10 protein-coding genes are annotated in these 13054 nt (G+C 67.9%); 7 read left to right on the top strand and 3 right to left on the bottom strand.

The window, feature by feature from the left end; translation table 11 throughout:
* Nucleotides 1-6: 6 nt before the first annotated feature.
* The 3 genes from ABD466_RS03965 to ABD466_RS03955 all read left to right on the top strand — a co-directional run bounded on the left by ABD466_RS03965 (nucleotide 7) and on the right by ABD466_RS03955 (nucleotide 3582).
* A complete protein-coding gene (locus tag ABD466_RS03965; protein ID WP_344655527.1) occupies nucleotides 7-1203 on the top strand; it encodes a slipin family protein in 1197 nt (398 codons plus the stop codon).
* A gap of 339 nt (nucleotides 1204-1542) precedes the next feature.
* Nucleotides 1543-2703 carry an acyl-CoA dehydrogenase family protein gene (locus ABD466_RS03960; protein WP_344655526.1) on the top strand — a complete coding sequence of 387 codons (1161 nt, stop codon included), beginning with the start codon at nucleotides 1543-1545 and terminating at the stop codon, nucleotides 2701-2703.
* Nucleotides 2704-2877: 174 nt separating this feature from the next.
* Nucleotides 2878-3582, top strand: coding sequence for a hypothetical protein (locus ABD466_RS03955; RefSeq protein ID WP_344655525.1), 705 nt, complete (start codon nucleotides 2878-2880; stop codon nucleotides 3580-3582).
* Here ABD466_RS03955 and ABD466_RS03950 read toward each other — a convergent pair.
* From ABD466_RS03950 to ABD466_RS03940, 3 genes are all read right to left on the bottom strand, one after another.
* Nucleotides 3560-4573: a glycoside hydrolase family 18 protein gene (locus ABD466_RS03950; RefSeq protein ID WP_344655524.1), complete on the bottom strand. Its 1014-nt coding sequence runs from the start codon at nucleotides 4571-4573 to the stop codon at nucleotides 3560-3562. The two genes, ABD466_RS03955 and ABD466_RS03950, sit on opposite strands and share 23 nt — an antisense overlap.
* Before the next feature lie 226 nt (nucleotides 4574-4799).
* Entirely contained in the window at nucleotides 4800-5363 is a 564-nt protein-coding gene (locus ABD466_RS03945) for a hypothetical protein (protein WP_344655523.1), read from the bottom strand.
* Nucleotides 5364-5896: 533 nt separating this feature from the next.
* The gene (locus ABD466_RS03940; RefSeq protein ID WP_344655522.1) at nucleotides 5897-7261 is read right to left on the bottom strand and encodes an MFS transporter; all 1365 of its coding nucleotides are present in this window, start codon (nucleotides 7259-7261) and stop codon (nucleotides 5897-5899) included.
* Nucleotides 7262-8167: 906 nt separating this feature from the next.
* On the opposite strand from ABD466_RS03940, the gene ABD466_RS03935 reads away from it, so the two are divergent.
* The 4 genes from ABD466_RS03935 (at nucleotide 8168) to ABD466_RS03920 (ending at nucleotide 12963) form a co-directional block, all read left to right on the top strand.
* On the top strand, nucleotides 8168-8689 hold the full coding sequence (locus tag ABD466_RS03935; protein WP_344655521.1) for a pentapeptide repeat-containing protein: 522 nt from the start codon (nucleotides 8168-8170) through the stop codon (nucleotides 8687-8689).
* Between the two features lie 117 nt (nucleotides 8690-8806).
* Complete coding sequence (locus tag ABD466_RS03930) at nucleotides 8807-10033, top strand: pentapeptide repeat-containing protein (protein WP_344655520.1); 1227 nt, start codon at nucleotides 8807-8809, stop codon at nucleotides 10031-10033.
* A gap of 141 nt (nucleotides 10034-10174) precedes the next feature.
* Nucleotides 10175-11314, top strand: coding sequence for a pentapeptide repeat-containing protein (locus ABD466_RS03925; RefSeq protein ID WP_344655519.1), 1140 nt, complete (start codon nucleotides 10175-10177; stop codon nucleotides 11312-11314).
* Between the two features lie 431 nt (nucleotides 11315-11745).
* The gene (locus tag ABD466_RS03920) at nucleotides 11746-12963 is read left to right on the top strand and encodes a pentapeptide repeat-containing protein (protein ID WP_344655518.1); all 1218 of its coding nucleotides are present in this window, start codon (nucleotides 11746-11748) and stop codon (nucleotides 12961-12963) included.
* Nucleotides 12964-13054 lie beyond the last annotated feature (91 nt).

The raw sequence follows: 13054 nt of genomic DNA, 5'->3' as shown, positions 1-13054 counted from the left end.
CTCGCCATGATCACCGCGATCGTGAGCGCCATCATCGCCGCCGCGGCGGCGGGAGCAGCGGCCATGGGTGCCTCGCTGCGCACCGTCAAGCAGTACGAGCGGGGCATCGTGTTCCGCTTCGGCCGGGCCATGGACACCGTCCGCCAGCCCGGCCTGACCCGCATCGTGCCCGTCGTCGACAAGCTCCGCACGGTCAACATGCAGGTCGTGACCATGCCGGTGCCGGCCCAGGAAGGCATCACCCGCGACAACGTCACGGTCCGCGTCGACGCCGTCGTCTACTTCCGCGTCATCGACCCGGCCCGAGCGCTCATCTACGTGCAGGACTACCAGTACGCGGTCTCGCTGGTCGCCCAGACCTCACTGCGTTCCATCATCGGCAAGAGCCTGCTGGACGACCTGCTGTCCAACCGCGAGCCGCTGAACCAGGGCATGGAGCTGATGCTGGAGACCCCGGCCACCGGCTGGGGCGTCGAGATCGACCGCGTCGAGATCAAGGACGTGGCCCTGCCGGAGTCGATGAAACGGTCGATGGCCCGCCAGGCCGAGGCCGACCGGGAGCGCCGGGCCCGGATCATCGTCGCCGACGGCGAGTTCCAGGCCTCGGAGAAGCTGTCCGACGCCGCACGGATCATGTCCCAGACGCCGGCCGCGCTCCAGCTGCGACTCCTGCAGACCATCGTGGAGGTCGCGGCCGAGAAGAACTCGACGCTCGTGCTGCCGTTCCCGGTCGAGCTGCTGCGGTTCCTCGAGAACGCCGGCGGGTCGGCCGCGACGGCGGTGACCGCGATGAGCAAGGCGGTGACCTCGCTGACCGAGGAAGCGCACGGCGAGGTGAAGAAGGGTCCGGATGCCGTCGCGATCGAGAACGCGGCGGGAGGCGAGGCGACGGGCGCGCCCGGTGCGCAGCCGGCAGCGGGACCCGAGCCCCTCGACGACATAGACCAGGCGCTGGCCGCTGAGGCCGCCGCCGAGGCCGCCGCCGAACTGGAAGTCCGCGAGGCCCCCGACCTGACCGAGGAGGAGATCGCCGAAAGGGCCGCCGAACTGGCCGGGGAACCGCCTGACGAGAGCGCCGAGCAGACCGCGGAACTGTCCGGGCCTCCGGCCGGCGGACCAGCCGGTTCCGACGGGGCCGGCGCCTCGGGCATGCCTTCCGACCCCGCCGACGCCCCGGCCCCGCAGGGGCGGTCAGACTCCTGACAGCTCGGCCGACGCCGCGCCGGTGCAGAACCGATGCGACCTGGGCGCCGGCACGCTGGGCCAACATCACCCGCTGCAGGTCCCGCGCCTGGTCGATGGGCCTTCCCTCCACACTCGACAGCACGTCGCCGACCAGCCCCCCGGCCCGCCCCACGGGGCTGCCAGCTGACGGACCCGCAGCGTGTCGGCGTCGGCCAGGGTCGCGGCCTGCACCCGGCCCGGCGCATGCGGAGCACCGCCAGGTCCGAGAGCCGGTCGCGGCCGGACCTCGTCGCCGCACCGGCGCAAAACAAACAGACAGGATTGTTTTTGCATACCCCGCCTGGCAGGCTGGCGGACATGAGCTTCGTGGAGCCCGAGGAGCGCGTCGCGCTCCGCCAGGCGGTGCGCGACCTGGCCAAGCGGTACGGACCGGACTACGTGCGGCGGCAGGCCAAAGCCGGCCAGAAGACCACCGAGTTGTGGCAGGAGGTCGGACGGGCCGGCTACCTGGGCGTCAGCCTGCCGGAGGAGTACGGCGGCGGGGGCGGCGGCATCGCGGACCTGGCGGCGGTCGGCGAGGAGCTGGCCCGCGCCGGCTGCCCGCTGCTGCTGATCGTGGTCTCCCCGGCGATCTGCGGCACCATCATCGCCCGGTTCGGCACCACGGCCCAGAAGGACAAATGGCTCCCGGGGATCGCCGACGGATCGTTCAGGATGGCCTTCGGCATCACCGAACCGGACGCCGGCTCCAACTCCCACAAGATCACCACCACCGTGCGCCGCGAAGGCGACGAGTGGGTGCTGACCGGCCAGAAGGTGTTCATCTCCGGCGTCGACGAGTCCGACGCGGTCCTGGTCGTGGCCCGGACCAAGGACGCGGCCACCGGCAACCTCAAGCCGGCCCTGATGGTGGTCCCCACCGACGCTCCGGGCTTCACCAAGACCATGATCGAGATGGAGATCGCCGGACCCGAGAAGCAGTTCCAGCTCTTCTTCGACGACGTCCGGCTCCCGGCCGACGCCCTGGTCGGCGACGAGGACGCCGGGCTGCTCCAGCTGTTCGCGGGCCTGAACCCGGAGCGGATCATGGCAGCCGCCTTCGCCGTCGGCACCGCGGAGTACGCCCTGGACCGGGCCACCGACTACGCCAAGACGCGGACCGTGTGGCGGGACCGGCCCATCGGCACCCACCAGGGCGTCGCGCACCCGCTGGCCCAGGCCGCGATCCACGTCGAGCTGGCCAAGGTGATGACCCAGAAGGCCGCCTGGCTCTACGACAGCGGCGACGACGTGGCGGCCGGCGAGGCGGCGAACATGGCGAAGTTCGCCGCCGCCGACGCCGCGGTGGAGGCCGTCGACCAGGCGATCCAGGCGCACGGCGGCAACGGCCTGGCGACCGAGTACGGGCTCGCGCCGCTGCTCGCGGCGACGCGGGTGACGCGGATCGCGCCGGTGAGCCGGGAGATGATCCTCAACTTCGTCGCCCAGCACACGCTGGGGCTGCCGAAGTCCTACTAAGCCGTCGCCGGCTTGAGGAGGGTCCCACCGAGGGACCCTCCTTTTTGTTACACCTCAGCACCCGAACACCAGCACATTTTCTCGTAACAGAATGACAGAAACCTCCCATAGTCCCCGGATGTCCGTTTACAGTGGATTCAAGCACGAAAGTTCGAATCATCCGAGGAGGGGACCATGTCCACCATCAGCAACCTGCCGCACCCCCGCACCGGCCTCACGCACCTGGCCAACGGCAGCACGGCGGGCAGCGCCGCGAACGCAGGCACCGCCCCCACCGCCGGTCCACCGACGACTCCGGCTCCCGCCCCAGGTCTCAGCGACCGGGTCGATCATCTCGATGCCCTGATCTGGGCCGCGGCCCGTACCACCGACGACCCGCAACTCGCCGTCGGCAAGGCCCGCGAGTTCGCCGAGGGGATCTTCGTCAGCCTGGTGGTGGCCGCCGGCTCCGGCAGCCACCGGTTGAACTGTTCGGTGCCCACGGCCACGGGCCCGGTCACCGCCGACGAGGATCTGCGCTTCGAGATCGCCGCCGACGTCCCCGCGGTGAGCCTTCCCGCCTCCGGCGCCGAACGTGAAGTCTGCGAACTGTTCGCCCTGGCCCACGTCAGCGGGGTCGAGGCGACCGCGATCCTCCGAACCCGACCGCTGTCCGGCGGCGACTTCGGCTCCACCTTCGGCATCGGCGACGGCCTCGGCGGGGAAGGCTACGTGGTGCGCGGCTGGCGGCTCGCCGACGGCCGAAGCGCGCCGATCGACGCCGCGGGCATGTTCGCGTTCTGCTGCTCCGAGGCCAGCAGCGGCGAGCCCCTGCCGCTGGACCCGACCACCCGCTACGCCGACGCCCGAGCACTGGTCATGACACCCCGGCCGGGCTGAACCAGTCGGCACGGTACGCGGCCCAGTCGTCGGGCGTCGCGGCGAAGTCGACGTACAAAGCCACGCCGAACGGCCGCGCCGGCGGGTGCGCGCCAAGCGCCAGCCGCACACCGGTCAGGGCGGCCGCCATCGTCTCCGCGGAGTCCCAGTGCCCCGGATCGTGTGTGTGGAAGGCCGGCACCCCGATCAGCAGATCGACGCCGGTCGGCACCGACCGCAGCGCCACCTCGGTCTGCCGCGCGACATACCCGCGATACGCCCACTCGGTCGGCAAGGAGGTGTCGTACGCCATGACCGCGACCTGATCGCAGTGCCCGGCGACACTCCGCAGATACCCCTGAGACCACCATTTCGGATGCCCCGCGAGATAGTCCCCCGGCACCCGCCACCCGGAGAACGGCTCCACCTGCGGCACCGACACCGACAGCACCGCGTGATGAGAGGAGGTGACGGCCCGCGACGCCGCCAGAACGTCGACGAATCCCGAGTCGCCGTCCGACACCGGCTCGAAGTCGAAGTGGACACCGTCGAAACCGCGGTCCAAGGCGGCACCCACGCCCGTCACGACTCGCGCCCGCGTAGCGGCATCCTCCAGATGCAGACTCGTGCCGCCCACCACCTGCCCCAACCACGCCTGCACCCGCACCCCGGGCAATTCCCGGTGCACACGGTCCAGAAACCACGCGGCATGCGGACTCTTGGCCTGATCAAGCGAGCCATCCATGCCGAACGGCCCGTCGTGCACGAACAGATCCTTGACACCTGAAGACCGAACCAACACCACCAACCCGTCGAAGTCGGCATCAGTCTTGGCAGCCCGATCACTGCCCTCGGGCCACCCCACCCACGCGTGGCCGAGCCACAAGGCATCGTGCCCAGTGCTGCGCGCCGCCGAAGACGGAGTCCCAGCGCCCTCGGCATAAAGGGCGACACCTGCGCCACCGATCACCACGGCCACCACGCCGACCATCACCGCCACCGAGGTCAGCACCCGGCGCCACCCCCGCGGCACGCGCCGATACCACGCCACCAGCCGCCTCAGCGGGTTGCGACGGCCAGCCCCGGTACCGGGCTCCGTCCCGGCCTCCGCACCGGGCTCCGTTATTCGCTCTGCCCCAGCCTCGTCCGACTCCACCCCGGACCCGTCCTCCGGCCTTCGCGCCGGCATCGACTCGGGCCCTGGCTCGGACGCGTCCTCCGAACTCGACACTCAGCGGTCACCCACGCGAGCCACCGAACTGCTGAGGAAGATCATTCGGCGACGGCAGAGCACCTATGACGTCGAACAAACCGAGCAACGCGATCGTCACACCGACCACCCCCAGCAGCAGCGCGGCCTGACCGGCAGGCCGAGCCCACCGCGCGTGCCGATCCGAACGCCACCGAGCGAGCACCGCCAGGGCCACCACGATCGCCACCCCCGCGAAGGCACCCTGCCCGAGAAACCGGGTATGCCCAAGCTCCCGCAGCGTGGCCAGGGGGTCATACGCGGAGTCGAAGCTGGACCGGTGGCTGTAACTGTCCGCGATCTCCCGATTCTGAGCCAGTATCTCGATCATGCTCGCACTGGTCAGACTCACCACCGCCGACCCCAGCGCGAACAGCGCACCGGCGTCCACTCCCGGCAGGAACCGCGCGGCAAGCTCACGCCGCCGCAACCGCCGCTCCTCCCGACCGGCCTCCACCTCACCCGGCTCAATACCCGCATACTCATCATCGCTGGACAGAACCAGCTCCATCACCGCGTCATGCGGCTCATCGAAAGCTGCCTCGTCCACCATCGCCCCACCCACATCCGCTCCACGGCGCCCGGAAAGCCGCAGCCTGTCGGCGAGCCTAACGCAGCCCCACCACCACCAGCACCGGCCCGTGAGCTCCGACTCGACTTCCCTCCGGGTACCCGGCACCGCCACATCAACGCACCCAGCCCGGTCACCACTCCGACGACAGCCCCAGGCTCCAACGCCACCTGCGGCCCGCGCCCTGCCACTGGCCCGCCAGGCTCCCACAGCTCAGGTCTGGCCCGGCTGCGATCTGGCCTCGCTCACTACTGCTGTCGCTCCGACTGAATGTACGGGCTCTGGCTCTTGCCGCGGTCAAGCCTTAACGCGTCGGCCCGGCTGGAGCCATAGCTCCCGTTGCCGTTCTGGACCGTGCCACGGCCCCATCCCGACTCCGCTCCTAGCCCCAATGCCGTTCCGAACCTGGCCAGGCTCCGGTCCCGCGCGGCTCCCATCCTGGCCGCAGTCCCCTTCCGGACCCGGCCCGCCTCCGGTCCTGGTTCCAGTTCTTGTTCTGGCGGCAGGGCTCGGCCTCAGGCCGGCTCCCGAACCACATCCCCACTCGCCACACCGCTTGTCGGCACCGCCCCGGCGACCCCCGCCTCCACCGTCGCAGCACCCGTCATCGTCGGCGCCGCCACGTTCAGCACCGCCGCCGTGACCCGGGCCTCCTCGGCGCGGAGCACCGCGATGCGGGCAGTGGCGCGGCGGCCGATCAGCAGCCATGCCGGCACCCCCGCCACACCCAACACCAGGCTCGCCCATGGCACCGCGGACCGGCCGACGTCGCTCAGGGCCCAGCCGCCGACGAGCGGGCCGACCACGCCGGCGATGCTCCACACCAGGGTGCTCATGCCCTGGTACCGGCCTCGGAGGTGGGCTGGTGCCAGGTCGGCGCCGAGGGCCATCTGCGGTGGTGTGGTGCCGATCTCGGCGAAGGTCCAGACCACGACGGAGGCCGCGTAGACGCCCATCGCATGGCCGATGCTGGAGACCAGGAGAGGTACTGCGAAGCCTGCGCCCATGAGAAAGGAGGAGACGGCCAGGACCGAACCGTCGGAGAAGCGGCGTGCCCAGGTCGTGAGCGGTAGTTGCAGGACACCGATCAGGATGCCGTTGAGGGCGGCGACCACGCCGTAGGCGCCGGGGCTGAGGCCGTCGTCGCCCATCATGATGGGCTGGACGGTCGCCGACTGGGAGTAGATGATCGCGCCGACCAGGACCGCGCCCAGGAAGCCGAGGAAGATGCGGTCGCGGAAGACGTCGGCCAGGGTGCCTGTGCCGGCCGGTCCGTCGTCGGCCGGAGTGCCGGAAGCGGCTGCCAGGTGGGCTGTGGGCCGGGTCTCCGGCACTTTGAAGAAGACGACGACGGCGCACGCCAGGTTGGCGATCGCGTCGCCCACGAAGAGCAGTGTGTAGCTGTGGGCGGCGACCGCGCCGGCCGCGAACATGGCGATCGCGAAGCCCAGGTTGATGGCCCAGTAGTTCAGGGCGTAGGCCCGGCCGCGGTCCGCCGACGGCACGACGTCGGCGATGATCGCGCCGGTCGCGGGACGGGTGGCGTTGTTGGCCAGCCCGGCCAGGAACGCCAGCACCGCGATCAGGGTCACGGAGTGCACGACGCCCAGTGCCACCAGGGTCACGACCGAGGCCGCCAGAGCGCCGAGCAACGTCACCCGGCGTCCCACCCGGTCGGCGAGTACGCCGCCCACCACCGCCGAGACCGCGGCGCCCACCGCGTTCAGCGCGGCGACGAACCCGGCGAAGGCCGCCGAGTGCCCCAGTGACCGCGTCAAGTAGTACGACAGGAACGGCGCTACGAAAGCGCCGGTGCGCACCACCAAGGTGCTGACCCACACCCACCAGAAGACGCGCGGCAAGCCACCGACGTCCAGCACCCGAAGCAAGCGGGTCCGCAAATCCCACCCCAGTCCGCGGCTCGCCGCGTCAGTCGTCGAAGACGCGCGGTAATCACCGTCACGCTGGATCAGAGATTACTGACCGACTCTGACAAGCGCACCGCCTTTTCCAGGCGGGGAGATGGCGGGCATGCACCCGGACCAAACAGAAGGACCGATACGACTTCGCGTATCGGTCCTGTCATGCTGTTGTGTGTGGGCGATACTGGGATTGAACCAGTGACCTCTTCCGTGTCAGCGGTACGCCAAGGCTTCGTAGGCGCTGTCGACGGGAGGGCGCCCCCCGGCCTCACCATAGCGTTCGGTGCGCAATCGTCCACGGACGTCCGCCGGAGTTCGCCCCGATTGTCACTCAGTTAGACCCTCACATGTTCCCAGCTGCAACCGGACCCGCCCCTGGTGACCATGAGCGTTCGGCATCTAGCCTTCCGACGTGGGGGACATCGAGAAGAGCAACAGCCGTCTGTCGTGGCGCCGCGGGGACCGCCGGGCGCGGGTGTACCGTCCGGGGCCGTTCGCGCTGATATTGGCCGGGCTGTTGGCCGCCGGGTTGGTCGCCGCCGCAGTGGTCTACGTGGTGCTGGTGCATGACGTGCCTGGCATGAGGGCGAACCGTGCCGACACCCTGAAAACGGCGCTGTTGGTGATCGGCGGGTCCGGTGCTCTGGCCGGGTTGTACGTGGCCTACCGCAAGCAGCGCACGGATGAGGCGAACCATCTGCGCGACCAGGACAAGCTCTTCACCGAGCGGTACACCGCCGCCGCCCAGCTGGGCAACCCAGCCCCCGCAGTGCGACTGGCCGCGTCTACGCCCTCGCCCGGATCGCCGACGACTCCGAACGTGACCGGCCCACCTGCCTGGAAGTGTTGTGCGCCTACCTGCGCATGCCCTACAGCCCCGACGACCCCAAGTTCGATCCGGCCGAGCGGCAAGTCCGCACCACCGCCCAGACCGCCATCGGCGCACGGCTGCGTCCCGACCATCCCGGATTCTGGCCCGACGCACGGATCGACCTCACCGATGCACGACTAATAGGGCTGGATTTCAGCGGCATCACTGTAGGCGAGTTCAGAGCAGACCACGCGAGATTCGACGACGACGCCAAGTTCGGCGGAGCGACGTTCAACACGCGGGCCTGGTTCCGGGGGGCGTCGTTCAGCAGGGACGCCGGATTCGACCAGACGACGTTCCACGGGGACACCTGGTTCCACGGGGCGACGTTCAAAGGAAACATCCGGTTCAGCGGGGCAAGGTTCCACGGGGACGCCGAGTTCGGTGAGGCGAGATTCCGTCGGGATCATCCGCCGGTGTGGCCGGTGTGGCCGGAGGCGTTCGCCGAGCCAGCGGGGCTCGTGTGGGTGGACCCGGACCCGGATCCGCCCGCAGCCCCTCCGAACGGACCCTGAAATTCCCGGATCAGCGCCCGCATAAGGCTCGTTTCGCGGAACGCGCAGGAAAGACCGTTACGGCCGGACCAGCGTGTGCTGCGCTGGCCGGTATCGGCACAGTCCTAGTCTGTGATCATGACGGAGCTCAAGGACGGGGTTAAGGAGCAGTCGAGCGGTAGTTCTCGACGAGAACGATCGAAGCTGCTTTCGGGCCTGCTTGGGCACTGGGGCAAGGAGGAGAGTAAGAGCCAGGGGGATGAGCAGCCGCTGGCTTACTTTCCGAGGCCGTTCGCTCCGAGGTATGCCGGGTTGGTGGTAGCCGGTGTGGTCACCGCTATTGGGGTGTACGCCCTGCTCGTGTCCCTCGTGCCCGGGATGGATAAAGATCGCGCGGACACCATGAAGACTGCGCTCCTGGTAGTCGGCGGGTCCGGTGCGCTGGCCGCGCTGTACGTGTCCTACCGCAAGCAGCGTACGGATGAGCACAACTACGTCCGGGACCAGGACAAGCTCTTCACCGAACGGTACACTGCAGCCGTTGCTCAGCTGGGCAATGAGAATGCTGCGGTGCGGCTCGGCGGAGTCTATGCCTTGGCCCGCATCGCCGACGATTCCAAACGGGACCGGCCTACCTGCCTCAGCGTGCTGTGCGCTTACCTACGCATGCCGTACGACCGGTTCAACCCTGATGCCAACAAGCGCCAGCGTGAGCGTGAGGTCCGCACCACCGCACAAGGTATCCTCGCTGTCCGGCTGCGCCCCGATCATCCTCCCAGAAGATTCTGGGAGAATGCCGATGTCGACCTGAGCGGCGCCTATCTCATCCAAGCCAGTTTCAACGGCATCACGGCGAGAAGCTTTAACGCCTCCTCGGCGACGTTTAGCGGCCGGACCAGCTTCGAGGGGGCGACGTTCGACAAGGATGCCAGCTTCGAGAAAGCGACATTCAAAGAAAATGTCAGCTTCGAGGGGGCGACGTTCGAAGATATTGCCTTGTTCAGGGAGGCGACGTTCAAAAAGGGCGCCAGCTTCGAGGGAGCGACGTTCAACGGGCATGTCCGGTTTGATATGGCAACGTTCGGCGAGCTATACGGAGATGCCATATTTGATGGAGCGACGTTCAACTCGCTGAATTCGTTCGTCAAGACTGTATTCAAAGGTGGCGCCTCCTTCCACGCGACGTTCAACATCAAGCCCGGATTTATCGAGAATACGTTCAATGGAGAACATCCGCCGAAGTGGCCGGACGATATCGACAAGCCATGGAGGATCCTGTGGGAGCCAGCCTTACCACCGTTGCCGACCCCCGGTCCGGATCCGGAGCCGCCGGCGGGCCGCGCTGACCCGCCGGATCCTACATGAAACTCCCACGTTCCCCGTCCGCATAAGACCTATGCGGAACGCGCTGGTCAGCTTCCGTTTCTCTGGTCTAAGCGGCGTCAACCACGGTGGCGGTGTCCTTTCGTCTGGTGACCATGTGTGCTTGACCTCTAGCCTTCTGGCGTGGGGGAACTGGAGAAGAAGGACAAGCGCTGGTTGTGGCGCGGTCGTCGAGGCTCGGGCGGTCCGTTGGCGCCGTTCGGCGTGGTGTACCTGGCGCTGCTGGGATTGGGCACGGTCGGGGCCCTCGCGGTGTACCTGCTGCTGGTCGCGTTCGTACCCGGGGCGTCCGGGAGCAGGCTGGACGCGATGAAGACCGCTTTGTTGGTGGTGGCCGGTTCTGGGGCTGGCGCCGGGCTGTACGTGCAGTACCGCAAGCAGCGGACTGACGAGGCGAAGAGCGCCCTTGATCATGCCAACAGCCGCCGCGATCAGGACAAGCTGTTCACCGAGCGGTACACCGCTGCCGCCGCCCAGCTGGGCAACGCCGCGGCCGCGGTCCGGCTCGCCGGCGTGTACGCCCTGGCCCGGATTGCCGACGACTCCGAGCGCGACCGGCCCACCTGTTTGGAGGTGCTGTGCGCCTATCTGCGTATGCCGTATGACCCGGACGACCCGAAGACAGAGCCGGCCGAGCGACAGGTCCGCACCACCGCCCAAACCGCCATCGCCGCACGGCTATACCCCGACCATCCCGGGTTCTGGCACGACGCCCGAATCGACCTTGCCGGTGCCTACCTGATCGACTGGAATTTCGTGGGCTTCACGGTAGGTGAGTTCAAGGCAGACCGCGCGACGTTCAGCGGGGGCGCCGGGTTCGGCAGGGCGACGTTCACCGGGGATGCCCACTTCGTCGGGGCGACGTTCACTTTGGCCACCTATTTCGGCGGGGGGACGTTCAATGGGGCCGCCTGGTTCAACGGGGCGACGTTCAGCGGGAGCGCGTCGTTCGGCGGGGCGACGTTCAGCGATTTTGCCGGGTTCGGCGGGGCGACGTTCAGCGGGGACGCCCACTTTGACGAGGCGACGTTCAACAGCAACGCCGGGTTTAACAAGGCGACGTTCAACAGCAACGCCCGGTTTGACGGGGCGACGTTCAACAGGGGCGCCGAGTTCCGCGCGGCGACGTTCCGCCAGGACCTTCCACCGGTGTGGCCTGCCGGGTTCACCGAGCCGACGGAAATCGTGTGGGTCGCCCCGTCGAACCGGACTCGGATCCCAACCCGCCAGCGCACCCCGCCAACCCCCCCGACCGCACCGTAAATTTCCCGAATTACCCTCCGCATAATGAACTGATGCGCAGGTGAGCGCACCACCCGTTCGGCACTGGTCGTACTCCGCCCGCTTGTTTCGCAGGAAGAGATGGAGATCGTTCGCGAGCTGTGGCGCGAGGCTCATTACCCCGCCAGGGCAGGGAGAGGCATCGTCGACAATTGTCGTCGTTGGTCACCCATCGTCGCCTCCGCACGGCCCTGGGACGGCCCAACGGCCTCTTCCGGCGGTACTCCAGTGGTTCACAGGCCCCGCCGACAAGGGGCGCAGCTCGGCGTCACCATGGTGCTTGGTTCGTACTCGTCTACAGACGTCCGCCGAAATTCGCCCCGTTTGTCATTCAGTTTGAGCCTCACACGTTCCCAGATGCAGGCTGGCCCGCCCCCTGGCGACCATGGGTGTTCGGCGTCTAGCCTTCCGGCGTGGGGGATATCGAGAAGAACAACAGGCGTCTGCCGTGGCGCCGTGGGGAGCACCGTGCGCGGGTGTATCGCCCAGGGCCGTTCGGGCTGTTCTACGCCGGGCTATTGGCGACTGGCCTGGTCGCCACCGCGGTGGTGTACCTGGTGCTAGTGCATGAAGTACCGGGCATGCGAACGAACCGTGCCGACACCTTGAAGACCGCGCTATTGGTGATCGGTGGCTGTGGGGCGCTGGCTGGGTTGTATGTGGCTTACCGCAAGCAACGCACTGACGAGGCCAACCACCTGCGGGACCAGGACAAACTGTTCACGGAGCGGTATACCGCCGCCGTTGCTCAGCTGGGCAACGCCGCCGCCGCGGTGCGGCTGGGTGGGGTGTACGCGCTCGCCCGGATTGCCGACGATTCAGAACGCGACCGGCCCACCTGTCTCAGCGTGCTGTGCGCGTACCTCCGCATGCCGTACAACCCCGATTCCACAGAGCCGGCCGAACTTCAAGTCCGCACCACCGCCCAGGCTGCCGTCGCCGACCGGCTACGCCCCACCCATCCGGGATTCTGGTCCGATGCCGAGGTCGACCTGAGTGGCGCCTACCTAACCAGACTCCATTTCGAGAAAGTCACGACGAGCAGTTTCAACGCGTCCGGAGCGTCGTTCAACGGACCTGCCTATTTCGAGGAGGCGACGTTTGGCGTCGCCATATTCACAGAAGCAATTTTTAAGAAACAAGCTTGGTTTCATATGGCCACGTTCAGCGGTATCGCTGCATTCCACGAGACAACGTTCAGCGACAACGCCGGGTTCGAGTTGGCGTCATTCGGCACGGGCGCCCTGTTCGGCGGGGCGACGTTTGAAAGGGGTGCCAGGTTCTTCAGGGCAGCCTTCGCCTCAAATGCTGTTTTCAATGGGGCGACGTTCGCCGGGGATGCCCATTTCGACCAGGCAGACTTCAAAAAAGAAGCCCGGTTTCAGGCCACGGCGTTCGGTGCCGAGGCCGTGTTTGACGACGCGACCTTTGAGAGTGGTGCAACGTTCGACGACGCGCGTTTTGATGGAGGCGCCCGATTCGACAAGACGACGTTCGGCGAACATACCCGGTTCGAGGGGACAAGGTTCCACCGGGACCACCCGCCGACATGGCCGGATGGGGTTGCCGAGCCCGTGGGGGTCGTGTGGATCAACCCGAACCCGGCCGGCGTCCCCCCGGATGGGCCATGAAGCCTCCGGCTCGCAACACAGCTCCCCCGCTAGCACCATCAGGAGTATCGAAAATTTCTAGCTCCAGCTATCCAGCAGTGTCATCATGAGC

The sequence above is a fragment of the Catenulispora subtropica genome, assembly GCF_039531675.1.
GTDB lineage: Bacteria > Actinomycetota > Actinomycetes > Streptomycetales > Catenulisporaceae > Catenulispora > Catenulispora subtropica.
The sequence above is the reverse complement of the archived record's forward strand: the minus strand, read 5'-3'. Positions and strand labels throughout refer to the sequence as shown.

Bases quoted from the DNA above. Each gene is read 5' to 3' on its own strand.
- ABD466_RS03930 (WP_344655520.1), top strand. From the start codon at position 8,807: ATGACGGAGCTCAAGGACGGGGTTAAGGAGCAGTCGAGCGGTAGTTCT.
- ABD466_RS03945 (WP_344655523.1), bottom strand. From the start codon at position 5,363: ATGGTGGACGAGGCAGCTTTCGATGAGCCGCATGACGCGGTGATGGAG.
- ABD466_RS03935 (WP_344655521.1), top strand. From the start codon at position 8,168: ATGCCCTACAGCCCCGACGACCCCAAGTTCGATCCGGCCGAGCGGCAA.
- ABD466_RS03955 (WP_344655525.1), top strand. From the start codon at position 2,878: ATGTCCACCATCAGCAACCTGCCGCACCCCCGCACCGGCCTCACGCAC.
- ABD466_RS03960 (WP_344655526.1), top strand. From the start codon at position 1,543: ATGAGCTTCGTGGAGCCCGAGGAGCGCGTCGCGCTCCGCCAGGCGGTG.
- ABD466_RS03965 (WP_344655527.1), top strand. From the start codon at position 7: ATGATCACCGCGATCGTGAGCGCCATCATCGCCGCCGCGGCGGCGGGA.